Here is a 26,383-nt window from a genome sequence, read left to right on the forward strand (position 1 = left end):
CTCTTCAGTAAGTTCTTCCTCAAATCATTAAACATCCAACAATAGTCTGATTGGATCCTCCAATAGCTCCTTCACTCTCTTCAAGAAGCTTACAGACTCACGGCCATCAATGATTCTGTGGTCATAAGACAGTGCCACGTACATGATTGGACGGATATGCACTTCTCCGTTGATCGCTACTGGACGCTCTACGATATTGTGCATTCCCAAGATAGCTGACTGAGGTGCATTGATGATTGGCGTAGAAAGCATAGAACCAAATACACCACCATTCGTGATCGTAAAGGTACCTCCTTCCATTTCTGGAATAGTCAACTTATTGTCTCTCGCTCTCAATGCCAGACGTCTTACTTCTTTCTCAATATCTGCTAGAGAAAGCGACTCTGCATTACGGATTACTGGCACTACCAATCCTTTTGGTGCTGATACCGCAATAGAAACATCTGCATAGTCATTGTATACCAACTCATTGCCATCAATGTAAGCATTCACTGCTGGCCACTCTTGCAATGCTACTGTAACGGCTTTCGTAAAGAAAGACATGAATCCTAGTCCGATCTCATGCTTTTCCTTAAACATCTCCTTGTATTTTGCACGAAGGTCCATTACTGGCTTCATGTCCACCTCATTGAACGTCGTCAACATCGCCGTTTCGTTCTTCACAGAAACCAAACGCTTAGAGATTGTCTTTCTCAATGAAGTCATTTTCTCACGACGCTGTACACGGGCACCGCTTGCTGCAGGTGCTGTAGCTTCCTCTTTCTTAGGCGCTGCTGCTGCCGCTTCTTTCTTAGGAGCTGCTGCTTGCTTCTGTGCTTTTTCAGCATCTTCTTTTGTGATGCGACCGTCTTTACCCGTTCCTTTTACGGTAGAAGGGTCAATTCCTTTTTCCGACAAAATCTTTGCCGCTGCAGGAGAAGCATGTCCTGTCGCATAAGTATCGTTTTCTGAAGGAGCCGCAGCATTATTGCTTGAAGCCTCTGCTTGTGGCGCTTTAGAGCCATTAGCTGCAGGAGCTCCACCTTCCATTACCTCAATCTTACAGATCAAGTCTCCGATTGCCAACGTATCTCCTTCTGCAGCAAATACCTTAAGAATACCGCTTGCTTCTGCTGTCAGTTCAAATGTTGCTTTATCTGATTCGATTTCACAGATGATCTCGTCTAGCTCCACATAATCCCCTTCCTCTTTTGTCCATGACGCAATTGTTACTTCACTGATCGACTCTCCTACTGCAGGAACAGTCATTTCCAGTACTTCACCTGTAGCTGCTGGAGCTTCAGATGATGCTTCTGAAGTCTCTTCTGAAGCTGCTTCTGCAGAACCTTCTCCCTCTTCGATCGAGCAAATCAATGCGCCGATTTCTAGTGTATCGCCTTCTTCCGCAGCGATTCTCAACGTACCGCTTGCTTCTGCTGTCAGTTCAAATGTTGCTTTGTCAGACTCTAGTTCGCAGATCACCTCATCCATTTCTACGTGATCTCCGTCAGCTTTTAGCCAGTTTGCTATTGTTACTTCTGAGATGGATTCGCCCACCGCAGGAACATTCATTTCCAATGCCATAGTGTTATTCTATATTAAGGTAGTCAGTAGAAGATAACCGATAGAAGCCAGAGATATAAGGTATGAAAGTAAGCAGATATAGGCTTTTGACTTCCCCGGGCTCCCCATAATACCTTCTACGGGATTACAGATTCTTTATTACTTTATAATGTGGAATTCCAATTTCCTCGAATTGCTCCCCTTCTTGCTTATAGTCAAGCTTTAGGTAAAAGTCCAAAGCGGTTTCTCTTACGTGCGCTTGTATAAGTTCAAAACCATGATCGGCAGCAAAGAACTCTGCAAAATTAACGAGCAACTGTCCCAGTCCTTTACCTTGCTGTGTTTCCTCTACAGCCACCTGTCTCATTTTCACTTCTGTACCTGAAACAGGCTTGAGCACCAAGCAAGCCACTACTTCGTCATCTTCGTTTAAGGCTGCCAAGTGGTAGCTATCAAACTCATTCTCCAACTCTTCTTCAGAAAACTGTAGCTGAAGTGGTTGACGCAGGACCTTATCACGAAGGGCGATCGTTTTCTTTTGCTCTTCCGTACCGAAGGTTACTTCTTTAATAATCATGATCTTGATGGTTTAATGACTGTTGATATTTTCCTGAGAAACACAAATATACCCACAATCATTGCAATTCTTATCGGATAAAGGCTGCAAGCTGTTGTTAAGACAACAGCTTACTGCCTCTTAAATTCATTACTTGGAGAAAGATACACTTACGATGCGATCTTGCTCTGCTTTATGGATCTTAGGGAATCCGGTAGCCGGTGAAGCACTTGGCTTTCTAGATACCAGTTTCATTTGGATCAAGCGCTCCTCATTACGATAAGATCTAAGGATAAATGTCCAATACCCCATATTGGCTGGTTCTTCCTGTGTCCATACCAATGATTCATAATTCTTGTAAGAATCCAAGATTTCATCTACCTGCTTCTCTGGGAATGGTGCTATCTGCTCCACTCTCACCACCGCAGTATCCTCAATACCTTCTGCCTCTTTGTACTCCATCAAATCATAGTATACCTTACCCGTACAAAGGATCACACGTTTTACCTTTTTCTTGTCCTTTACCGTAGCATCATCGTAGACCTCTCTGAACTTACCATCCATAAAATCCTCCATCGGAGAAACACATTTCGGATGACGAAGCATTGATTTAGGAGACATGATGATCAATGGCTTACGGAACTCCCATGCCAACTGTCTTCTCATCGCATGGTAAAGGTTTGCAGGAGTCGTTAGGTTAGCCACTACCATATTATCTTCTGCCGCTAACTGCAGGTAACGCTCTGGTCTCGCATTGGAGTGCTCTGGTCCTTGTCCCTCATAACCATGAGGCAACAACATCACCATACCACTCATTCTGTTCCACTTTGACTCTGCACTAGAGATAAACTGGTCAATCATGGTTTGTGCACCATTGGCAAAGTCACCAAACTGCGCTTCCCAGATGACCAATGCATGAGGGTTGGCTAAAGAGTACCCATACTCAAAACCTAATACCGCATACTCTGAAAGCAATGAGTTATAAATCTTATGCTCTCCTTGCTTCTCTGTAATATGGTTTAAGCTATAATATCTTTCGTTGGTGTCTGCATCACTCAATACTGCATGACGGTGAGAGAAGGTGCCTCTTTGAACATCCTGTCCGGACATACGAACCGTTTTTCCTTCTGCCAAGATCGTTCCATAAGAAAGTAGCTCTGCTGCTGCCCAGTTCAGTTCCTTCTTCTCAAAGAACATTTCCTTGCGCTCCTTGATTAGCTTCTCGATCTGCTTCAATGGCTTAAAGCCTTTTGGTACAGTTGTCAACGCTTTCGCTACCGAATCAATTACTTCTTCCGAAACCCCTGTCTCAGGAGAAGCATCGAAGTCCTCCGCATTGGAATATCTCAATTGTTTCCACTGTAGCTCAAGCTCCTGTGGCTTATAAGGCAATGGATTCTGACGAACGTCATTCAAGCGATCCTGTAACAATTTACGGAACTCCTTGTCCATCTGCTTTGCCAACTGCGCATTGATATCTCCCTTAGACTGCAACTGCTTGTTGTAAATCTCTCTAGGGTTGGCATGCTTAGAGATCAAGTTATAAAGTGTTGGTTGTGTAAACTTAGGCTCGTCACTTTCGTTGTGTCCATGACGACGGTAACACACCATATCAATAAATACATCTCTCTTGTAACGCTGACGGAACTCTACCGCCAAACGAACCGCATAAGCTACCGCTTCTGGATCATCTCCATTGACGTGCATTACCGGAGATTCGATTAGCTGTGATACATCTGTAGAGTAAATACTCGAACGAGCATCATCAAAGTCTGTTGTAAATCCAACCTGGTTATTAATCACGAAGTGGATTGTACCTCCTACTCTATACCCCTTTAGGGCATGCATCTGAGTAGTTTCATAAATAATTCCTTGTCCTGCCAATGCTGCATCACCATGAATAAGGATAGGCATAATACGGCTATAATCACCATCGTATAAGCTTTCTCCTTTGGCACGCACATTACCGATCACCACTGGATCTACTGCTTCCAGGTGAGATGGGTTAGGCATCAAGTTTAATAAAATATCTTTTTTGGCTGGAGTTGTTAGTCTTGAGGAGAAACCAAGGTGGTATTTCACGTCACCATCTCCCATCGTCTCATCTGGAACAGAGTTTCCTTCAAACTCATTGAAGATCTCCTCATAGGTTTTGCCCAAGGTGTTCGCCAATACATTTAGACGACCACGGTGTGCCATACCCACAACAACCTCTTCTACCCCTAGTTCAGAAGCTTTAGTTAGAATATTGTCTAGTGCTGGAATTGTGGATTCACCACCTTCCAAAGAGAAACGCTTTTGGCCAATAAATTTCGTATGCAAGAAGTTCTCGAACACTACCGCTTCATTCAACTTTTCCAGAATACGTTTCTTTTCATCCTGAGAAAACTCAAAGGAAGGATACTCCTGCTCTACTCGACTCTTGATCCACTCCAAAGGCTCAGGCTCACGAATTGATGTAAATTCGAAACCAATATTTCCTTCGTAAATCGTTTTAAGACGAGCTAGAATATCTTTCAACTTAGCAGCACCCATTCCCAGTTCCTCTCCCGCAGAAAAGGTGGTATCCAGGTCTTTCTCTGACAAGCCAAAATCCTTCAGCTCCAAAAGTGCCTTACGGTCTTTTCTTTTTCTTACCGGATTGGTGGTTGATTGCAGGTGTCCTCTTTGACGGTACCCATCAATCAATTTACGTACTGCGATTTCTTTCTGCAGTGTATCCTTGCTAAGGGTCGCTGCACTGCCATTCAAGCCCTCCTCTCCATATTTCTGTATAGAGAACTCAAATCCTTCAAAAAATCGTTGCCATGACTCATCTACGGAGTTCGGATCTTCTTGGTATGAAGCATACATTTGATCCAGATACGCACCATGTGCATTGGCAATATATGAGTATTTGTCCATTTGATATTGTATTGGTTAATTCTCGATTCACAACCAAATGTAGGGGGAATAAAATAAAGGCAAAAACCGTTAAAGCGAATAAACAATTTTGCAAACTAAATATATACGTAAATCCGCTTTCAATAATCAATTCCCTCTCCATTAAAAAAGGATTCTCTATCCCTTCCAAGAAGCTTAGTAAATAACACATCTTCAGAAGAAGGTATAAATCAAGTCCCTAAGCGTACTTTTTACATTTATGACCTTTATTTCGCTGAAATGTACCTTTCTCAAGAAATGAATATCACATTTTTGATAAAATTTGTTAACAATTGTAAATGAAGATAAACATTTTGCTTTCTACACGATCTACCTTATTGGCTTTCTTCTTTTAAAAGGATACTCCGTAAAGTAACTCTCCATAAATAAAAATGTTGAAATATTGTTTTTTGAATATCTTTGTGGAAGAATACGTGTTATGGAGCTCCTATGGAGTGAGAGAAACCATCCATTTGAATCGGTATTCCAACAATCTTCTGACCATTCAATTATAAAATTAGTGTCAACCAATCACAATCAAACAAACATGAGACTTATACTGTCTATCATTGTGCCTTTACTTTTTCTATTCACTACAGTCAAGGCCAATCCGAGTAACAATCCTGTGGGTGCTGAAATATCCGGGATCATCGTAGAACAAGGAAGTAACCAACCTATTGAGTACGCTACCGTAGCTCTTTATCAAAAAGCACCAGAAAAACTGATCAGTGGTACTGTTACGAATGAGAAAGGCTTTTTCTCTATTAAAAAAGTAACTCCTGGTACCTATTTCCTAAAAGTCTCTTTTATTGGTTTCGAGGAAAAAATCATTAATGATGTTGTGGTATCCAAAGGAAACAACAACGTCAAACTATCTCCTATTTCTTTGAGCAGTGATGCTGAAGTACTGGAAAGTGTGGAGGTTATTGGAAGCAAGCCTGCTATGCAGTATGAAATTGACAAGAAAGTCCTGAATGTCAGCGAGCAGATTACTGCTGCTTCAGGTACCGCTGCCGACGTCCTGCAAAGTGTTCCTTCTGTGAACGTAGACGTTGAGGGTAATGTAAGCCTGAGAGGTTCTTCAAGCTTTACCGTACTGATAGACGGCCGACCGAGTGTTCTTACCGGTAGTGATGCCCTACAGCAAATCCCTGCCAGTATGATTGAAAATGTAGAGATCATTACCAACCCCTCAGTAAAATACGATCCTGACGGAACATCCGGTATCATCAACATCATCACTAAAAAGAATGCCCTGCAAGGTCTTACAGGTATGACCAGTATCAGTGCAGGTTCTTTTGGACGTCACGGTGGTGACTTTACCTTAAGTTATAAGCATAAGAAGTTCAACTTTATTGCTGGAGGAGATTATAACAAGCGAATCTTCCCGGGAACAATCTATAGTCGACGTATCACAGAATTTGAAGGAGCTGATCGTATTCTGGAGTCAGAAGGAGAGAACGAGTTCAATATGAATAGCTACTCTGGTAAGCTAGGGGTCGAATGGACGCCAACAGAGAAAGACTTCTTCGGAATCAATGGTCGTATTGGTGGTAGAAATATGCGTAGAGGGTCGGAATTAAACTATATCGACATGATACAGTCCTCGGGCATCACTGAAGAATACCAAACAGAGGATGAGTGGCAACTAGATATGTTCTTCTATGACATCACAGGTAATTACCAACACAAGTTCAGAGGAAAAGGGCATGAACTAAATGCTCAGGTATCCTTTGCTGATCGAGTAATGACAGAAGAATCCACCAACAGGGTATTGGACAATGGCGTTGCCTATAATGGACAGCTGAATACAGAGGAAGGGCCTATGCAACGTCTACGTGCCCGTTTGGATTATACGCGTCCCCTGAGTAAAGATCACAAAGTAGAGGCTGGTCTACAAGCCCGTATCTTCGGCAGTAATGACGACAATGGCTTTTTCGAGTTTGACGAAGCAAGTGGAACGTTTCTACCAAGAGAAGAGAATCCATATTATACCGTTTCTTATAAGCGTAACATCTATGGTGCTTACTCCCTATATGCCGGTAAGTTTGGTAAACTTGGGATACAAGGTGGCTTGAGAGCAGAGTATACAGACCGTAGTATTGATATTGCAGAGGACACAGAACAACCATTTGTCGTAGATCGTGTAGATTTCTTCCCAACCGTGCATTTATCGTATAATATCACGAAAGAAGATCAATTCATGACCAGTTACTCCAGAAGAATTGACCGCCCTAGAGGATGGTTTCTGGAGCCTTATGAAACATGGTCTGATATCAATAACATCCGTAGTGGTAACCCTGCGTTACTTCCAGAATATATTGATGCCATGGAAATGGGCTATCTAAAGCGTATGGGCAAGCATACCTTCTCTTTTGAAGGCTACTACCGTATCACCAACAACAAAATCGAAAACGTACAAATTGAGCACCCTGAATACCCTAACGTAACACTCAACACCAGAGAGAATGTCGGTACCGATTACTCTTTGGGAACGGAGCTTATGCTAGGATTAGATGTAACCAACTGGTGGCATACCGACTTGATGGGTAACCTATACAGCTATCGTGTAACAGGACAGCTTTTTGAGCAAACGTTTGACCGAAGCAGCTTCAACTGGAATGCACGTTTTAACAATACCTTGAAGTTTGGCAAAAACACTATGATTCAACTGAATGCCAACTACAATGGCCCTTCAGCTTCAGCACAAGGAACACAAGAAGGCTACTTCATGGCGATTGCCGCCTTCAAGCAAAACTTCCTGGACAGAAAACTTACGCTAACAGTACAAGCGATGGATATTTTCGCTACGGCAAGACGAAAAAGTACTGTAGAAGGTGTAGGGTTCAATATGTATACAGAACGCTTCAGAAGCGCACCAAATGCCTCTATCACTCTTAGCTACAAGTTGAATAACTATAAGCGCAGAAGAGGTGGAGATAGAGAGGATGGCATGGATGCTGAGTTCTAGGAACAACTTTATATAGAAATAAAAAAATCCCTCAAGTTTTAGCTTGAGGGATTTTTTTATCTACTTTTTTAAAAGGTATATCCACATATGAATCCAAAAAAATAAAAGCTTATCCGGAAATCATCTGCCAATTCATAGAAGTTTCCTTGTCAAAACCTGGATTCCAAACAAACTCTAAGAAATTCTTCCTCCAATCACCAAAATGTCATCAATCTGAGATTCATCTCCCATCCATTCTCTTAACCTAAGCATCAACTCTTGCTTTTGATAGTTCATTGGAATATCGTGACTATCGCTTAATGTTTGACGAAATCTCTTCGACATAAACTTCTTACCCTGAGGGTTAAACTGATCCTGATAGCCATCAGAATAAATATAGAATGTAATAGGCTTCTCCTTATAACTGATTACTGTCGCTTCATAATTGACATCAACCTGTTTCAATAACTCTCCACCAATGCTACATTTCGTCCCTTTGATGACATTTACCTCTCCATCCTGTATATATAATAAAGGATTTTTTGCTCCAGCAAAAGATAAGGTCTTTTTGGTCGTATCGATAACACACAATGCCATATCCATACCGTCTTGATTATTTGTCTCATCCTGATGCAGTACCGCTCTAACACGCTCATTGAGCACTTTCAGAATCATTCCCGGATCCTCTACTCTCCTTACATTAACGATATCAGTCAATTGTTGAACAGCAATCAAACTCATAAAAGCTCCGGGTACTCCATGTCCCGTACAATCCACTGCCGCAACAAACAACTTATCTCCATGTTTGGCACTCCAATAAAAATCTCCGGATACCACATCCCTAGGAAGGTAAAGGATAAAGCTATCATCCAGGTTTTCAATAACCTCCCGTTCATTAGGAAGTGCTGCACGTTGTATACGCTCTGCATATGAAATACTGGATGTAATATTTCTTTGAAAGACCGTGAGTTTATCATTAGCTTCTTGGATCTCTGAGTTCAACTGATTCAGCTCTTCATTTTGCTGTTTCAGTTCTTCTTGAGATTCAACCAGCGCCAAGGTACGATCCTTCACCTTCTTCTCCAGATCCTTATTATGTTCGCTGATCAGCAACATTCTTTTATGCTCCTCCTTTCTTTTCAGTACTTCCTTTTCCAAACGCTCTTTGCTTAGCTTATCCTTCGTCTCATTAATTCTAGCACCTAAACTCAATGAAAATATCGCTAACTCCAGTCCACCTCCCAATAATAGAGGCCCAATACTTTTCATCCCAAAAAGCTCTGGAATAATATTAAAGGTCTGTAATGTGTGTACTCCTAAAGCAGTAAAGTAAAGTACATTCGCCGCTAAATAATATTGAGCAGTAAGACTTCCTCCTAACATTTTCTTGAAGGAAATATAGATCAGAATCATATAAGTACTAGCCAATAGATAAGTACCCATAGGGGTGATCAAGAAATAGTTTTCTGTCAACACCAATCCACATCCCAATATCAAAAAGATACATTGCCATTTCAAATACTTATCCAGCTTAGGGAAATACTTAGATGTTCTAAGAATAACTCTCGACAGTAGGATAAAGAAAACGATGGCCGAAAATCCTGCCCAATGCAATAATTGTTCGTAATAAGCATTACTCTCCAATAGGTCTACTACCTTCCCAGAAAACACATAATTGAAGAATAGCATAGAAAGGGCATTCAAAGAGTATAGTAAATAGCCTATTTCCTTGACCATCAAAAAGAGGGCTAAATTGTATAAAGCCATAATACAAATAGCTCCCATAAAGATGTTAAATGCATTATTTCTCTCGTCACGCTTTGCAATTAACCAGCTTTCCTCCTCAAGACTCAAGTCCATAGGTACAGACTGAAACTCAAAGATGGGCTTATCCTCATAAGTACATTTCAAATAAATTGTTTTATGCGCTCCAGCCAGCAAACTTACAGGCGCATAAGAGTTATTGCGATTTACAATAACCTTTCTAGTATTAAGTTCTTTCTGTCCCCCATAGTACTTTTTATATATCCCATGATTATCTGGCACATAAAAAGTAATATAATCAAACCTACTATAACCCAAGTAATACAAACATTCCTTGTTGCTATCGTTATGGACCTCTAAACGTATCCAATAAGTATTCTTTCCACTTTTGACCTTTTCAAAAGCATATGGTGTAAACTTCTCCTTAAGTCTAGCTACTTCCTCAAAAGAATATCCCTCATCCTTCAGCATCAATGCCTTTGGTGATACTGGAATATAGTTTTTTCCTTCTGAGATCACTAAAGTTCCTTCCTGTGCATTCAGGCTCGATATAACTAAACATAAAAAGAATATAACGAGACCATTACCCTTGAAGAACGGTTTCAGATATTTGTTCATCTTGCTTATTCTTTTTGATAAAAGCAATTACTTTTTCTCTATTAAGTGTCAACCCCATATAGAAGAGGTCCAACATAAATGTAATGGAGGCTACCGCTATTACAAATGGAGAAGGAGTATCTCCCAAGTAAATTCCTATCCCCACGAAAACAGTCCCAAATCCTTTCCAAAAAGCAATCGGGAAATTCAACGCTTTTTGCTCTGGGTGTGCTAAGAATAGGAAGATAAAAAGCGTTGACATAATGATATTTAATATATACCCTGTCCCTGCTCCTATAGGATCTCCGTATTCGGTGGCAAATCCGTAGATAATCCAACACCAGAATACAAATCCAATGATGGATGCTAAATGGAAAAACTGTTTAATAAGTGGAACCCTAACCTGCTTCGCTCCATATTTAAAGTGGAAATAAATCATGACTACATCCGTGAATAACCATAGACGTATTCCCCATACAAATAAATCCCCTAGCTCAGTCGTAAAGAAAAAGCTAAACATCAATTCCCATGCAATATTGGCTACCGCAGCTTCTACTGGTATTCCAAAAAACTTATATTTTCTGGCATAATAAATCACCAACAGATAAGTGACTGCCCAGAAAATTGCATCTGCAAAAAATAAAACCTGTTGTGTAACTGTATAATCCGTAAGATTAATCCATTGACTTCCCATTCCTATATTTCTGTTAGTTCTTGTGTTGCAAACTTAGTCTCCAATTAAGCATCGAAGGAGTTGATAAAACTTCTTTCCAGTTATGTTGCTTCGAAGTATTAATCCAATTATCTCTAAGCGATGGAGGAATATAAAAATGTGTTTCCGCATCAGGGTTGAAATAATTGATCATTCCCTGAAGTAAATGCTGATTGAAATACGTCGCTAAGTAACGTACCAATGAGGAATGATCTATGGCATCGTCAATACCATCCTGTAAAAAGCAAAGGACCTTATTCATTAATCGGCCCACTCTTTCGTGAGAAGTTGAGATCCCCACCATTTCAGATAGTTCATCTCCTATCAAAAAATTGATCAACACTTGAGGATAGAAGTCAAATAAAGTTCCGGGTGTTACATGCTCCAAGAAGTCAACACAAGCCTTTGTCAGTTCTTTTCCTGCCTCTGAAGCCTCTTTCTGGTCATTAAGAATTTCTAACCCCAACTGTTCTCCTTCTTTGAAGGATTGAGGGATAAGTTCCTCTTTTACTCCCATAATTCTACCGATATGCTGCCAAACATAAAGATAAGCTTCCTTCTCCTCCTCTGAAACTTCTACTCCTATCTGCTCCAAACCTTGTATAGGGTATACCGCAAAGGACAGTAATGTCCCCGCCATGTCTTCCTGATTAATGGGAATACCAAGATCTTCTTGATCCCAACTAACGTGGGTATTATTCAATAGGTAATAACGGATAGCTGCATGCATCAATCGAACCTTTTGAGCAGTACGCACACCGACACCATTGGATAAGATCCCTCCTTCTGACATCACATCTAACACAAACTGAGAAGTTTCCATTAGTCTTCGTACAAATGGATTAAGGCTACCCTCTTTTGACTTCATAAAACGCCCTGTACGGTACAACACCTCTACACCCCTGCGACAAGCATAGGTGGAGGGTAAAGACTTACACAAAAGCATCATAGAAATTTGTGGACCATAAGCCTTAAAAAAAGCCATTCCTTTTTCTACTTTAGCTTGATCAATTCCACTTAGTATATTGTTAGAAGTGTCAAAGTACTCTTTCAGGTAACTTGGTAGGTTCTCTGGCAGCTCCTTATTCCTTCCTAATAAGTCAAAGACGAAATTCACACCTTCAAGTGTATTGTCTTCCATGATTTTCTGAATCAGGTCATCTGCATATTGGTCTCCTACAAGACGGGCTTCAGAAAGTCGTTGGCTCTCTATTGAGATCGTTTTCATAAAATAACAATGAGTATATGGGACTTATACTATTCACACAAATTCTAAATGCAAAAAAGCAACGCAATAAGTACATTCAATGTTCTTGGTAGTTGTACTGCTAACACTTTATTTCTGCTTAAAAAGTAGTAATATCCAAACAAATATAAATAAAGCAATATTCAAAACGATAAACAAATAGATTTTCAATCGCCTTAAAAAATATTGAAATCAAGATTCTTTCTCCTTATAGCTCTTCCCCACAATACTTACAAAACTTGGCATCCTGATCATGCCCTTCTCTAGAGCAATTGGGACAAGCCTTGGTTGTCACATTCGCATGTGCATTGGCTAACTCCACAGAGACAATTCCTGTAGGCACAGCTATAATTCCGTACCCCAAAATCATAATCAAGGAAGCAACAAATTGTCCAAAAGATGTTTGAGGAGCGATATCACCATACCCTACCGTAGTCAAGGTGACAATGGACCAATAGATACTTCTGGGAATACTTGTGAATCCGCTTTCACTTCCTTCGATCAGGTACATTAAAGTTCCCAGAATGATAGAAAGCGATAACACTGTTAACAAAAATACCGTGATCTTAAAACGGCTTGCGATCAAGGCTACGATCAATACTCTCCCTTCTCCCAAATAGCGACCGAGTTTGAAAATACGGAATACCCGAACCAGCCGTAATGCCCTGATCACAGTGAGAGCATGTCCTCCAGTAGTCAATAAACCAATATACGTAGGAAGGATGGCCAGTAAATCAACGATCCCAAAAAAGCTATAAATATAGTGTATTGGTCTTTTTACGGCATAGATTCTCGCAAAGTACTCTATGGTAAACAATATCGTAAAAACCCATTCCAAGGTCTTTAACCACACTCCATAATGAAGAGCTACATCGGTAATGCTTTCCAACATCACCACGGCAATACTCATGAGGATAAGAAGTAGAAGTGCCACATCAAAAAACTTTCCCCAAAAGGTATCTGCCTCAAATATGATCTCATGCAGCCGTTCTTGAAGTGTTTGCTTAGGTAAAGGTGGTCTCATTTTTCAAAGGTTATTCTTTTGACTTTCAATTAGCTTATTTTCTATGAATCCTTCAAGAAGGTAGAGGATATATTAAAAAGAGAAATGTTACTACATGGGGTCTTCTCACCATCATTCTACAGGCCCTCCTGCCTTCGAGCAACCACAGGATCGCCCTTACTTTTAATTTTTTTTAAGATTTTCCTGTCCACTCTCAGAAAATGCTTGTCTACCAATAAAGCTTACAAAAGTAATCGGTAATAAGTAAAAGGCAACAGGTGTATTTCACTTCGCTTTTGACAGCTTACCACTTTTGGATCGCTTAATTATTAACAGGGGGTATCCCCGTCAATTTACTATTCACTAAAACACAAGCGTAATTAAATGATGAGAAAATTAACCTTATCGCTGTGTCTTTTTTTTGCTCTTGCAACGCAAATGCATGCCCAAACAAAGTGGTATGTAAAAGCTGGTGTCAATTGGATTAATGGATTTCAAGTTCCTGAAACGGAAGCCAACAGGCTGGTCATAGCCCCTGAAGGGATTATGAACTTTACGGCTGTTGGAAAAGACGACTTTGATGAAGACGCTGTCCCGCTCAAATCGTTGGTTAATGGCTTGCCGGTTGTCGGCGTCTATGCCTCGTTTCCTTTCTTGCTTACCACAGGACTTGAATACCAACCACTGAGCACCCGAACGCTGTATAGAAGCAAAGGACTCAACAGTACAGGGGTATACCATTACCTCAAGGAGTACAACACGGTACACTCCCTTTCTATTCCTCTTTTTCTGGACTTCCGTAGAACCTCCAGAAAATCCTCCATCTATGGAGGCGCTCGACTACATTTCAACCTCTTTGGGCATCAGATCCAAAAGAGTAGTTGGAGTAATTCAGCACTGAAACGGAGTATGTCCGTCACTGATGGAGAGATTGATCCTATGAACCTATCCTATGTAGGGGGTTTCAACTATGGCATTCTTAACTTTGAGCTAGCTTATTATCCTAAGTCTGTGCTCAATGCAAACTATGTCAACAGTGCCTTGAATCGCCCTTACCTGGCCTTTGACGAAGAATCAGTCATTAAGTTCTCTACCTCTATTATTCTAGGAGGAAGAAAATAAACACTTTTAAAACGAATTTTATCCTATCAGATATACTGAACGATTATGGAAAAACTAAAATCATTATTCATTAGCCTGTTCGTACTACTTACCTTTAACAGTTGTGACTATATCAGTGACTTTGTTGATCCTGAACCTACCTTTGATGTTACAGAAGATGCCGGAAACCTGGTCATCAATAACTATTCTGACCATGCATTGGTACTATATCACAATGGAGAGCCTTATAAGAAAATCCCTAATAGTGCCACGGACTTTATTATATGGTTGCCCAACGATAATGATATGACGTTTGATCTACAGCTCTATAAGTACGATGATGTAGCTCCTAACTTCCCTGCAAATCCAGACCTCACCAAGGTCTATAAGCGTTGGAACATCAACCTTTCCGACTCCAAGGATATCGAGAAGAGGGCGACCTGGCACATCACTAATAACGAAGCAGAGATCAACTCTGGTAACCTTAAGTTCTCTTACGTTGGAGGTACTGACTATCAAGTGGACGTCTTCCTGAACAATCAAAATGGCGCCAAGATCATCACCCTTAAACCAGGTGATCAATACGACAAGATCGTAGGTATTGATTATGGTGCTTATACGCTTCATTTCCGTTACTGGATCTCTGATCCTAACACTCCAGAAGGACTACAAATCAAAGGATGGGTTGAGAAAGAGGTGGTTGCCGGACAAGAAGTAGATATCTGGGCTGTTATCAACTCCAACCGTCCTGAGAAGCACCTATTCATTCCACACTACGACCAAGTCAATGCGGTTCCAGACCGAAGAGGTAGTATCAAGATTATCAATCAATACCCTGAACCAATTGCTATCCGTGCGAATGGAAGAGACATTGAAGAGCTAATGTACCTGGATGGAGATACACAAGCTGCCTCTATGCTAGCCTATGGAGATGCTATTGAGTTTGTATTGGATGAAAACATCTATACGCTAGAAGCTACCTCAATTACAGCAGGAGGAACACTAGCTACGGCTGTTATTGATCTAAGTGTAGGTGAGAATGCTGAGTGGACGATCAAGGTAGTTGATGGAACAGTAGTCTCAGAAGTCGTAGACCCTGAGCCTGTGGTTGAAGAAGAGGAAGAGGAAACTCCTCCAGCAGAAAGCGAAACTACCAACTAAAGTAATAGGTAAAAGGTATGAGGTAGTAGGTGTTACTTTATGCCTATTACCTTATACCTTTTACTTTCTACCTTAAACCTTTTTTTAAAAAATAAAGGAAACTATGCAAAGGTTACTATATATTCTCATTGGGGGCCTATTGTTGGGAATATCTTCTTGCTCCACCTTTGAGGGGGAATATGATCCCTACGAAGAGATCTTAATAGAAGAAGGAAGTTATACCAGTGTATCAGACAGCTATTTATCTTTTCCTGATACGGAACCCAATTTGTATTTATACAACGATACAGAGTACAAGCTGTACCTCTATGTGGACCAGAAGCTCACAAAGATGATCCCAGCTTACACCATTGAATTTGGAGTACGAGTAGAGACTAATGGATATGCTACCAATAACCTTAAGTTATTCAAGGTGATTGATCTGGAAAAAGAAGATATCTATAACCCACCTGCGGAAAAAATATTTAAGCAGTGGGATGCTATTTTACCAGTGGATACATTTAATGCGATTCAGTGGACAATTGATAATGAACAGGAAAGTGATACCATTGAGAAGTCAATTGTACATTTTCATTATCCTACCAAAGATGCTTTGGGAAAGAGTAATATCTATTCCGTAGATATTTACCTCAATAACCAGAATGGTGCTAAACTGGCCTCCTTACAACCAGGAAATGTGGTAAGTATCGCCTTGGATTATGGATTGCAAACCTTATTGTTTCGCTATTGGGTCTCCGATAATACTGACAGCTCTGGTTCCAGAGAAATAGGGTGGGTAGCACAAAAGCCCAACGGAACAGACTATACTGTTATCGCTAATAGTAATAATAAAGAAATCTCCTTTGAGATCCCTGTATACTTTAGTTCTTATACTGATGACGCTACAGGTTTCTTAACCATAGCAAATACGAGCAGTGATGACCTGCTAATCAAAGCTGATGGCAAGCTATTAGAAGACTTTATTATTGTAGAAGGTGAATCTACCCAAGGGATGTCCTATATCAGTGGAAAAGAGTCCGGCAACAATGTCATGACGGTGAAATTACCCGTTGGCAACTTGTTACTAGAAGCATTTAAACCCACTTCGGGCGAACGAGTAGCTTCTACCGTTGTAGAAATTACAGAGGGGAGTTCAATACATTGGAATATTCAATAAAAAGTAAAAGGTAAAAAGGAATAGGTAAAAGGTGTAAATACATTGTAGAATCTACTTTATACCTTTTACCTTTTACCTTTTAAGAAGAATGCTCTCTGGTATAATGACTTAGTTTTTCGTAAAGGTCATTCTTATTGAATGGCTTGGAGATATAATCATTCATCCCTGCTTCCAGACAACGCACGGCCTCATCCTTAAGGGCAGAGGCAGTCATGGCTATGATAGGTACTTCGGCCTTATAACCTTCAAATTTGCGTATATGGCGAGTCGCATCATATCCATCCATCTCTGGCATATGAAGATCCATTAAGACAATATCAAAATCCTCTTGTCTTAATTTCTCAAGGGCCTCCCTTCCATTTCTGGCTAATACACAAGCATAGTCCCATTGCTTAAGTAAGGTCTGTACCAACATTTGATTGACTTCGTTATCCTCAACCAAGAGCACTTTTAAATCCACCTCTGATATCTCAGTTCCAGGTTGCTCCAATGCAGACTGCCACAAGTTGTCCATGACCTTTACTTCTTCTGCCACTGCATCAACTAGCTGCTCCTCTTTATTTTTCAAAAGGGTAATTTCACAAGAGAATGTACTCCCCCTTCCTACTTCACTTTCCAGGAAGATCTTTCCTCCGTGCAACTCCACCAGCTGCTTAGTGATCGCTAGTCCTAATCCAGTTCCTCCGTATTTACGGGTCGTATCGTTAGAGGCTTGTGTAAAGCTTCCAAATATAGCATCGTACTTACTTCTTGGAATACCTATACCGGTATCCTTTACAAAAAAGCGAATCGTAATTTCCTCTGTAGTTTCTCGAACTAAAGAGGCCCCTATCGTAACTTTTCCTTTAATCGTAAACTTGATGGCATTGGAAAATAAGTTGAGCAGGATTTGATTTAAACGAACAGAATCTCCTATTAATGTTTGTGGCAAGGACTCATCTACCTGTACATCTATCTCCAGATTTTTCTTTTTGAGCTTTGGCAAACAAGATGCTACTACTGTCTCTATCACATTCATCAGGTAGAAAGCATTTTGTTCCAAGGTCAATTTACCTGACGCAATCTTGGAGAGGTCCAGGATATCATTAATAATCACTAAAAGATTGTCTGCTGAGCTACGTATAATATTCAGGTATTTCTTCTGCTGTTCAGAAAGTGTGGTTTCTGACAGTAAATCGGCCACACCAATAACTCCATTCATTGGCGTACGGATCTCGTGACTCATATTGGCCAGGAATTCCTGTTTGGTCTTGGCTAGGTATTCTGCCTCTTCTTTTGCTGTAATTAGACTCTCATTCTGTAGCTCTATTTCAGAGAGCATCTCATTAAACGCAGAAATAAGAATTTTTATTTCACTTTCTTCACTCTGCTTATGCTTCAGACGTATGGAATAATCTTTTTGAGAGGTGATTTTCTTGGCTACCTCTGCTAAGTCAAGGATTGGCTTGGAGATCAACCCTTGTAAACGGGTTGAAAGAAAGTAAGAGAAAAACAATGCACAAACAAAGAAGATGATATAGATCGCCACATAACGGTATACTATACTATAAAATTCCGTTAGTGCTACCTGCAGGTATACTGTATTGACGACCGTTTCTCCATCTTTAATAGTAGTATAAATCTGTAAGCTATTCCCCCAAAAATCAAAGTCCACCATATCCTGTTGATACCCTGGTGTACGTTGGGCTGCGGCCACGACTTTGGCTACAGGTAAAGGTCCCTCAGCATTTTTTTGCTGATATACTTCTAGGTCATAAAGGGAGAATAGTTGGTTTTCTAGATCAAAAATAGCCGCCTGTTTGACATGAATATCGCTGCGTAGGATATCGTATAGATTGGATTGTGTCGCTTCTCTTTGCATCAGAGCAACTGAAGCATCATTATAAGTTCCTATAATATCTGCTAACTTCACATACTCATGCACTACTTTGTTACGATAAGAAACCAAATCGTAAGACAGAAAAAATGTAGCAGCCAGAAATAAGGAGCTTGTACTGACTAGCATAATAATCCATACTATTTTTTGCTGTATGGATGTATTTTTCATAGGGTTAGTAACCATTTTCATAGGAATCATCCGGATCGTAAGGAATAATATCGCTTGCCAAACGAAGCAAATTGACATTGATCGTTAATTGGGCCCGATTAGCTGCCATAACATTGAGCGTGTATAAGTTTTCGGTGAGGTTAATAACCCCTCCTATTTCACAAAAACGATCAATTTGATCTCCTATTGTTAATACCATGGCATTTCTACGACTATAAATCTGCCGAAGAATCTCTTTCACCTCTTGCTTAGAGTAAGCATTACTCACAAAAATAATGTGGGCGCCTCTTACCTCTTCCACTGCTCTACCTCTACGAATTTCCCAGGTTTTTCCTTTGATAGGTCGATTTTTCAAGACATCATCAATGACCTGACCAAAAGGGTCATCTCCCAAGATACCCAACACCAGATGGTCTGCCTCTTTCCAGGCATGTTCTGGCCAGGTTACTAAGCGCCCAAAGGTATAGATCATTCCAGCCTTCCGCTCATATTCCGTATATTGTGCTTGCCCTACCAACGGCAGCAGCAAGCAACATCCCAGAAGATAAGTCCTGAGGTTGGAAAAAGAATTAGATATATGCTGTTGTGCTATCATATAGAAATCACAAGCCTCCTCAAAAGAGACTTCTGGTTTAATTTGTTGCTATTTGAATTAATTTTACCGTAACGGTTGCCTGATCTTCTACAGGCCCCTCTACCATGACAGGTGCCGCCCTATATTGGTAATCTGGCAGGTCTAATGAAGACAAATAAGCTTCTATATTTGCCACTCGTTTCCGGTTATCCCCATCAAAACGCTTACTATTCTTTAACCAACTAAACTCAAGCATCAACAAATGTTCTTTACTAAACTTAGCTAATTGTTGTAAGTATTCCTTTTGGGAATCGCTTAGAGAAGTACTCCCCTTTTCAAATAATAAATCATACTTCCATCGTTTCAACTGATGATCAACCATCAACTGCTCCTGCTTTTCTCCTCCTAGCTTATGCAAAGTTAGTAACTTATCGGGAGCCATTTCATGAAAAGCCTGAGATATTACATCAATTAATGGAGTATAATAAGAATCTGGCCCCTCTTCTTCAGGTTCTTCCTTGATGACAAGCTCATCCAATTGATTTAAACTCATAAATCCCTCTTTATCTACACGCTCCACAATTTCCTCCATGAGTTGTAATAAACCATCATAACGAATATCATCTATAGACTTCCCCTGTATATCATCTAACATCAATGTTTGATAAGAAACACTATCCTGCTTCACCATAGCTCCTACTGTCATCCCTAATAAATCAACTGGTTGTATGGAAAAGTGTTGTATTAATTCATAATGAAACAATCCTTCTGGAAGATTAATTTTGGTTGTTTGTATTTCTTTACCTTCCGCAAAGAACTGAATCGTGTAATTACGCTTAGGCATCAGGATCATAAAAAACTTACCGGTCACTATATCTGGATTATAAATATAATGCTCATAAGACTGATTGAGGTTATCTGTAACCTTCAACGTGACGGGTACATTTTTTTCATATTTCTTTAGAAGAATCTCTCCTGAAACCATGGCCCTCTTGATTCTTTTAGAAGGAGTAAAAGAGGTATAGATGTCAAATCCCCCTATGTGCCCTGAACGTAAACGATCTGAAGCCCAAAGTGCTGTTTTTTGCCCTCTGATCAGTGTATATTGATCATCATTCCCTGCACTGTTAATAGGAAAACCTAAATTTTTCTCCTCTCCCCAAGATGCCCCTTCCTTCTCTATCACAAAAATATCTCTCCCTCCCATAGAGCCTTCCCTATCAGAACTAAAATACATGGTCTTATTGTCTGATACCAGAAAAGGGTACGTCTCATCAGCAATCCCATTAATTTGAGGGCCTACATTTTGTGGAGTACTCCACTCTCTCTCTCCTACGCGATAAGCCTTATAGAGGTCATATCCCCCATAACCTCCCGGTCGATTGCTAGCAAAGTAGATGACCTGTCCATTCAATGCTAAGCAAGCCCCCATATCCTCCTGATAAGAGGAGTTAATCACTTCGGGCAAACGATAAGGTTTCCCCCACTTTCCTTTATGATTAAACACCTCATAAATACCTCGTTTATTTTGACTATTGGAAGCTACGTACAATAACATTTGCTTCCCATCAGAAGAAAGATACAAAGGATAACTATACTCTCCATCCTTCATTAGCTTTTGTAGAAAAGGATATCCCCATTGTGTGTCTTTTCTTTTTGTAAAATAAATATTACTTCCCTCACTCTTCTGTGTATCTGACCAAAAGGGCATAGACTCATCCAGGATATATTCTACTTGATTCTTGCGACGAGCAGAAGCATAGAGTACTTCTTGAGAAGATCTATAAAGTACAGGGTGCCTTTCATCATAAGAGGAATTAACAGGTACCGGAAGTGCTGAAACCTGAATGGAGGAAGTTTTTTTCGTTGTTAGCTTCAGTCCATACTCACACATCTTAATTTGGCGAGATATTTCCTTAAAGCCAATTTTCCCCTGTCCTGCCGAAGCCTCCAGGTATTCATTATAATAATTAATAGCCTTTAAAAAATCTTCTTTCAGATGAGATAGTCGAGCTTGATAGTAATAATATAGGGAAGGAAGTTGTCCTGCATCGGGCTTGCAGTAATCAAAATAAAATTGGGCTTTATAACGGAAAGCGTCTGCATGAAAAAAACATACCCCCGTCCAATAATAACGCAAAGGAGAGGCTATTGACTTACTTTCCTCTTCAGACAATTTTAAATAAGCCTGACGGTATTCTTGTCGATCAATAAGTTGTTGTATTTCTGTCTGCTGCAGACTTTGAGCCTGTAAAGACCAAAAATTACACACATAACAAAGTAATAGTAGTATGAGTCGTTTAAGGTTCATCCAATAGAAATTATATGGTTGAATGAATACAGTTATTCGATAATAATCAAGAGAAGCTTCAGTGGTACAAAAAATGCCCCCAGGAACTTCCCTGAAGGCATTTTAATGGATGGAAATACTTACATTCCATTCTCTCCTGTCTTCATAACCAAGACTTCGTAATTATTACTGCCTTCCGTCTTGTTAGACCCTACCACTACAAAGCCACTATCTTTGCTTTCTACAATATCAAATGCTCGCTGTTCTCCTTCACCTCCCAAAGAGCGTCTCCACAGTTCTTTACCACTTACATCAAACTTCACTATAAAGACATTGTGTCCTTCCAAGCTAACATTATCACCATACTCATCTGGCTTCCAGTCTTCTGTATATCCTGCCAATACATAATGCCCATCCTTTGTTTGTATTACAGAAAAAGCCTCATCGGTACTTAATCCCCCAAAGTTGGCAATCCACTCTTGCTGTCCTTCAGCAGAGAACTTTACCACCCAGCAGTCCAAACTAGCCTCAGCAAAAGTATAAGAAAAACCCGCTAACAATACCCCTCCATCATGAGCCAACTCCAATGCGTTTCCTCTATCGGTATCTCCACCTCCATAGGTACGTTCCCAGATCTTTTCTCCTTGGGCATCAATTCTGTAAACTAATGCATCCCACTTCCCTTTTCCATAAGAGTCCGTATCTCCCAAAATACAGTAGCCGTCTTCTAAAGGAATGATATCGGCTCCTACATCACTCTTTGCACCTCCAAAAGTTTTCTCCCACACCATCTCTCCTTGACCTGTTACTTTCAGGACTAAAATATCACTTTGTGCCTCCTCAGCTTCCAGGTCAATCGTAGACCCCACCAATAGATAGCCTTCGTCATGAGCTTTGGCCAGTGCTTTCCCCTCTTCAATTCCGGTGGTCTTTCCATAGTTCTTTGACCACAACAATTTGCCTTGAGCATCGACCTTAAACAACCAGACATCTTTAGTCGTTCCGTTATCAAAAGAATCCGAGCTTCCCAACACCATAAAAGAGCCATCCTCGTTTTCAAGAATATCGGCTACTTCTTCCGTTTCTTCCTCTCCAAATTTACGATGCCACACCTCACTGCCATCAGCATTGAGTTTCCATAGACTAATGTCTGCATTTCCTGAAGTAGAAACTGTCCTTCCCGCTACCAAATAACCTCCATCCCCAGTCTGTATGATTTTCTTGCCCTCATCAAATGGTCCTGACCCCAGATTCTTTATAAATTTAAGTATAGGTATTTTATCCAAATTATACCTTTCCAATCGCTTTGTACCCGCCCAACCTATTGTAGAAAATAATAAGGCTGCAAGAACAAGCGAGGTTGATAATTCTCTCATGGTATGAAAAGTTATTGCAGATCGTATCAAAAAAACATTTAAATAAACAACGTTATAGTTTAACGTTTAGTCTAAAAGGCAATGGTTATCTGCGGTAACACATTCACTCAAGTATAGGAAATATACTACAGAATATTGCAGTAATCCCATGGCTTTTTATGAAAACATCCTATAATCTCCCCTTAAACACACCGTTTTACGTCTGCTAACACAATTTCACATAACTACCCAAGAAAGTCACCGTCCCAGGATTCTGGTCGATTACTTCTCTCACAGGAGCATCATGATAATGTCCGTCAAAGTCTATCAGGAACCAATACTTAAAACTATCCTTTATTCGAGCTGGACGACTCTCTATTTTAGTCAGGTTAATCCCTCTTTCGCTGAACTCCTGTAGAAAAGCCACTAACCCTCCTGGTTCATCGGGTAACTTTGCCAAGATAGAGGTCTTATCTTCATTACTTTTTTGGTTGACAAAATCCTTCGCAAGGATCAAGAAACGAGTCACATTATCTTTACTGTCTTCTATATTGTCAAACAGGATAGGCAACCCATACAATTTTGCTGCAATATGAGAGCAAATGGCCGCTGAGTTAGGATTCTGCAGGGCCAGTTTGGCCGCCTTGGAAGTGGAAGATACTTCTATGAATCGAACGTGTTCGCCAAAGTAATCCTGCAAGAACTCTCTACACTGTCTGAACGCGATATCCTTGGAGTAAATAGTTTCTATATTCTTGGTATTGTCTTCCAGACTAGCAAATGAGAATTGTATTGGCATAGGCAGCTCTGCTACAATCTTCACATCTTTCTCACAAAGCATATCAATCGTTTCAGCTACAGAACCTTCCTGATTGTTTTCTATAGGGACTACGCCAAATCGAACTCTTCCCGTCTCCACATTATCAAATACAGAACGAATATTTCTTAGTGGAATATACTCACTCATCCCTCCAAAACGGCTTTCAGCAGCTTGGTGTGTAAAGCTTCCTTCTGGCCCCAGGTAGCATACTTTTTCTGGTAGCTCAATATTTCGGCTCACGGCAAAGATCTCCTGAAAAATTGCTTCTATGGCCGTTCGGTTAAGCGCACCCTGTGACTGCGTCTCTAAGCGATCGATAATAGATTTTTCTCGCTCAGGACGATAGATAATAGATTTTTCCTGGTTTTTAAGCTCTCCTACTGCTTTTACCACCTTCATTCTTTCATTGAGCAACTCCAATAGTTGATCATCAAAATTGTCTATCTTTTGTCTTAACTCGTGCAATAATTCCATACAGATCTTATTCTTTATTGTTGCACATCAGCCCTGTTAGGGCAAATGCTAAATAAACTTATAGCTAAGTGCTAATTTCAAACGGTTTAAGGATAAAGGAAGAAGGATAAAGGATTAATCATTACTCTCTAGAGGTCTATATTCCTTTATTCATTTAGAAGTAGTATCCTTATTTTCATCAGAAAACTTAATATTTAGACCACTAGTACTAATATGACAAACATGCAACACCTAAGTAGAATACAATATTATAGTTTTATTCTACAAATTTAAATTTAACCGTTACAATCCCCTATTTCTTTGTGAGATTATTTTATTTTTTAATTCTTTCACAGAATAAAGAATAACAAAAAAAGACATGAACGACCCCAAAACACTATTGAGAGTCATTCATGTCTTTTTGATTCCTTAAAAAGGATCTAGCTTCCTTGAGCTTTTATCTTTTGAAGCCTAAAACAGCGGCACCACAGTAGCTTTTAGAATCCTTAAAAGTAAAGTGTAAGTAGTAAATACCTGTCGCCGTACACTTGAATCTCCAAGAGTTGTGGAACTTATTACCAATGAAAGAAGTGATTTGCTTATTTCTTTTCGCATCATAAAGTGTCGCAATCATACCTTCTGCATCACCATCCTGTCCTCTCATTGCAATCTCATAACTTGTATCCTTGGCAAACACACAAGTATACTTAATGGTTTTACGGGTACCGTTACGTCCATCAATACGATAGCTCTTAGAGAACTGATATCCCTTTGAAAGCGCTTTCATACTCTTGGTCACGTAAAGTTCAGTACTACACTGAGCGTTCACCTGTTGAGGGGCAAAAAAGAATGCCATTACCCCAATCACAAATAATCCAATAATATTTTTCATCTATAAAATCAGTTTGTGTCTGTCTTTTAACGTAAATAAAAATCGGTTTTCTGCAATACCTATCGAATGATTTTGTTTCTTAATGAGCGAAGCAAAACAGTAATCTTACGGATATCATCGTCCGTCACTTTGACTTCTGTTTTCTTTCCTTGTACTACGGTCAAAACACCGTCCTCTTCTCTCATTTCTGGCTCTCCTTCTGTTTCGATCACCTCAATTTGCGCATATACTTCCTGCAAGCTTGTAAGGTCTTTAATCAAATCAGCAAAACCATCCTTATCATTATAGATATCCAATACCAACAACAATCTATCCAATACTAAGCGTTGGTCTCCAATTTTCTTTTTCAAAAGATCATTATTCTCACGCTCGTTGATCATAGCCGTCAAATAAATCGCCTCAATCCATCCACCTGTCAAGGTCAATACACTGATTTCTTCTCTTTTTCTTTCACGCAAGTGCGTATTGATCTTCTCAAAGTTCAATGTCGTTTGCGTAATTAGCTCGTCTAGATTGCCCTTGCTTTCCGCTAGCTTCTTGATAGTTTGATAATCAAAAAATGCACCCACTCCTAAGTCGTCTGCCAACTTTTGTACAGAGTTCAGGTAGCTCAAAGCATCCTGGTTTTTCCCATAGATATTGGCATACCCAAGGTCTGTTCCATATACCCCTAAGTTAAGGGCTTTTTTGATGGTTCTGCTGTAACGGTTAACCATGTCTGGGTTATTCAGATCAGATCTACGGTATACCGTACCTACTTCCTGGATCAGCACTGAAATCTCCAAAGGAGTAGGGATAGACTGTAGAATCTCTTCGATCTGGAAAACATCATCCTGCTCGGGAGCATTCACCAATCTAACTGGCTCACCGCTGTCAACAACAGCAGAAGCATTGAAGGGCAATGATAGCATTGCTGCAGCAGATAAAATTGCTAAGTATAACTTTCTCATCATCTCAGGTTTCAGAATTAATGACTGTTTTCAGTTTTTTTATAAAAAATTTACTAAAAGTATGAAATTATATAGAGAGAGAAAACCCTATTTACATGAAATCCTATTAGTAGATTGATTACTAAGTGAATTGATAGCTAAGTACTAGTTTCAAACAACTGAAGAAAAAAGGATCAAGAATTAATCATCGTTCTTCCGAAGACCCTATTCTTTTATCCTTCTTCCTTCATCCATTTGGAAGAGTATATTTCTATCAGAAAACTTAGCGTTTAGCCCACTAGACTTCATACTA

18 protein-coding genes are annotated in these 26,383 nt (G+C 40.0%); 4 read left to right on the forward strand and 14 right to left on the reverse strand.

Annotated features, from left to right (window positions below):
- Window positions 1-27: 27 nt before the first annotated feature.
- The 3 genes from odhB to ABD985_RS12380 form a co-directional block, all read right to left on the reverse strand.
- Window positions 28-1,563, reverse strand: coding sequence for a 2-oxoglutarate dehydrogenase complex dihydrolipoyllysine-residue succinyltransferase (gene odhB, locus ABD985_RS12370; RefSeq protein ID WP_345372185.1), 1,536 nt, complete (start codon window positions 1,561-1,563; stop codon window positions 28-30).
- 124 nt (window positions 1,564-1,687) lie between these two features.
- Window positions 1,688-2,119: a GNAT family N-acetyltransferase gene (locus tag ABD985_RS12375; protein WP_345372187.1), complete on the reverse strand. Its 432-nt coding sequence runs from the start codon at window positions 2,117-2,119 to the stop codon at window positions 1,688-1,690.
- A 129-nt stretch (window positions 2,120-2,248) separates the two neighbouring features.
- Window positions 2,249-5,002: a 2-oxoglutarate dehydrogenase E1 component gene (locus ABD985_RS12380; protein ID WP_345372189.1), complete on the reverse strand. Its 2,754-nt coding sequence runs from the start codon at window positions 5,000-5,002 to the stop codon at window positions 2,249-2,251.
- Between the two features lie 565 nt (window positions 5,003-5,567).
- On the opposite strand from ABD985_RS12380, the gene ABD985_RS12385 reads away from it, so the two are divergent.
- The gene (locus ABD985_RS12385) at window positions 5,568-7,991 is read left to right on the forward strand and encodes a TonB-dependent receptor (RefSeq protein ID WP_345372191.1); all 2,424 of its coding nucleotides are present in this window, start codon (window positions 5,568-5,570) and stop codon (window positions 7,989-7,991) included.
- 174 nt (window positions 7,992-8,165) lie between these two features.
- On the opposite strand, the gene ABD985_RS12390 is transcribed toward ABD985_RS12385, so the two are convergent.
- From ABD985_RS12390 to ABD985_RS12405, 4 genes are all read right to left on the reverse strand, one after another.
- A complete protein-coding gene (locus ABD985_RS12390; protein WP_345372193.1) occupies window positions 8,166-10,352 on the reverse strand; it encodes a 7TM diverse intracellular signaling domain-containing protein in 2,187 nt (728 codons plus the stop codon).
- Window positions 10,318-11,025 (reverse strand): transmembrane-type terpene cyclase, encoded by a 708-nt coding sequence (locus ABD985_RS12395; protein WP_345372195.1) that lies wholly within the window; start codon window positions 11,023-11,025, stop codon window positions 10,318-10,320. Before ABD985_RS12395 ends, ABD985_RS12390 begins: the two co-directional genes overlap by 35 nt.
- A gap of 13 nt (window positions 11,026-11,038) precedes the next feature.
- Window positions 11,039-12,271 carry an oxygenase MpaB family protein gene (locus tag ABD985_RS12400; RefSeq protein WP_345372197.1) on the reverse strand — a complete coding sequence of 411 codons (1,233 nt, stop codon included), beginning with the start codon at window positions 12,269-12,271 and terminating at the stop codon, window positions 11,039-11,041.
- A gap of 226 nt (window positions 12,272-12,497) precedes the next feature.
- Complete coding sequence (locus ABD985_RS12405; protein ID WP_345372199.1) at window positions 12,498-13,313, reverse strand: ion transporter; 816 nt, start codon at window positions 13,311-13,313, stop codon at window positions 12,498-12,500.
- Window positions 13,314-13,676: 363 nt separating this feature from the next.
- Here ABD985_RS12405 and ABD985_RS12410 point away from each other — a divergent pair, with 363 nt between their 5' ends.
- The 3 genes from ABD985_RS12410 to ABD985_RS12420 all read left to right on the forward strand — a co-directional run bounded on the left by ABD985_RS12410 (window position 13,677) and on the right by ABD985_RS12420 (window position 16,710).
- Window positions 13,677-14,414: a hypothetical protein gene (locus tag ABD985_RS12410; RefSeq protein WP_345372201.1), complete on the forward strand. Its 738-nt coding sequence runs from the start codon at window positions 13,677-13,679 to the stop codon at window positions 14,412-14,414.
- A 45-nt stretch (window positions 14,415-14,459) separates the two neighbouring features.
- On the forward strand, window positions 14,460-15,554 hold the full coding sequence (locus ABD985_RS12415; RefSeq protein WP_345372202.1) for a hypothetical protein: 1,095 nt from the start codon (window positions 14,460-14,462) through the stop codon (window positions 15,552-15,554).
- A 103-nt stretch (window positions 15,555-15,657) separates the two neighbouring features.
- Window positions 15,658-16,710 (forward strand): hypothetical protein, encoded by a 1,053-nt coding sequence (locus ABD985_RS12420; protein WP_345372203.1) that lies wholly within the window; start codon window positions 15,658-15,660, stop codon window positions 16,708-16,710.
- 79 nt (window positions 16,711-16,789) lie between these two features.
- Here ABD985_RS12420 and ABD985_RS12425 read toward each other — a convergent pair whose 3' ends face one another.
- The 7 genes from ABD985_RS12425 to ABD985_RS12455 form a co-directional block, all read right to left on the reverse strand.
- Complete coding sequence (locus ABD985_RS12425) at window positions 16,790-18,757, reverse strand: response regulator (RefSeq protein WP_345372205.1); 1,968 nt, start codon at window positions 18,755-18,757, stop codon at window positions 16,790-16,792.
- 4 nt (window positions 18,758-18,761) lie between these two features.
- Window positions 18,762-19,352, reverse strand: coding sequence for a YfiR family protein (locus ABD985_RS12430; protein WP_345372207.1), 591 nt, complete (start codon window positions 19,350-19,352; stop codon window positions 18,762-18,764).
- A gap of 37 nt (window positions 19,353-19,389) precedes the next feature.
- Complete coding sequence (locus tag ABD985_RS12435) at window positions 19,390-21,642, reverse strand: TolB family protein (protein ID WP_345372209.1); 2,253 nt, start codon at window positions 21,640-21,642, stop codon at window positions 19,390-19,392.
- Between the two features lie 119 nt (window positions 21,643-21,761).
- Window positions 21,762-22,997 (reverse strand): hypothetical protein, encoded by a 1,236-nt coding sequence (locus tag ABD985_RS12440; RefSeq protein WP_345372210.1) that lies wholly within the window; start codon window positions 22,995-22,997, stop codon window positions 21,762-21,764.
- Between the two features lie 205 nt (window positions 22,998-23,202).
- Window positions 23,203-24,270, reverse strand: a complete 1,068-nt coding sequence (pheA, locus tag ABD985_RS12445; RefSeq protein WP_345372212.1) for a prephenate dehydratase — start codon at window positions 24,268-24,270, stop codon at window positions 23,203-23,205.
- Window positions 24,271-24,706: 436 nt separating this feature from the next.
- A complete protein-coding gene (locus ABD985_RS12450; protein WP_345372213.1) occupies window positions 24,707-25,141 on the reverse strand; it encodes a hypothetical protein in 435 nt (144 codons plus the stop codon).
- Window positions 25,142-25,200: 59 nt separating this feature from the next.
- Window positions 25,201-26,094 (reverse strand): hypothetical protein, encoded by an 894-nt coding sequence (locus tag ABD985_RS12455; RefSeq protein WP_345372214.1) that lies wholly within the window; start codon window positions 26,092-26,094, stop codon window positions 25,201-25,203.
- Window positions 26,095-26,383 lie beyond the last annotated feature (289 nt).

Source organism: Algivirga pacifica, assembly GCF_039543525.1.
GTDB classification, from domain to species: Bacteria; Bacteroidota; Bacteroidia; order Cytophagales; family Flammeovirgaceae; genus Algivirga; species Algivirga pacifica.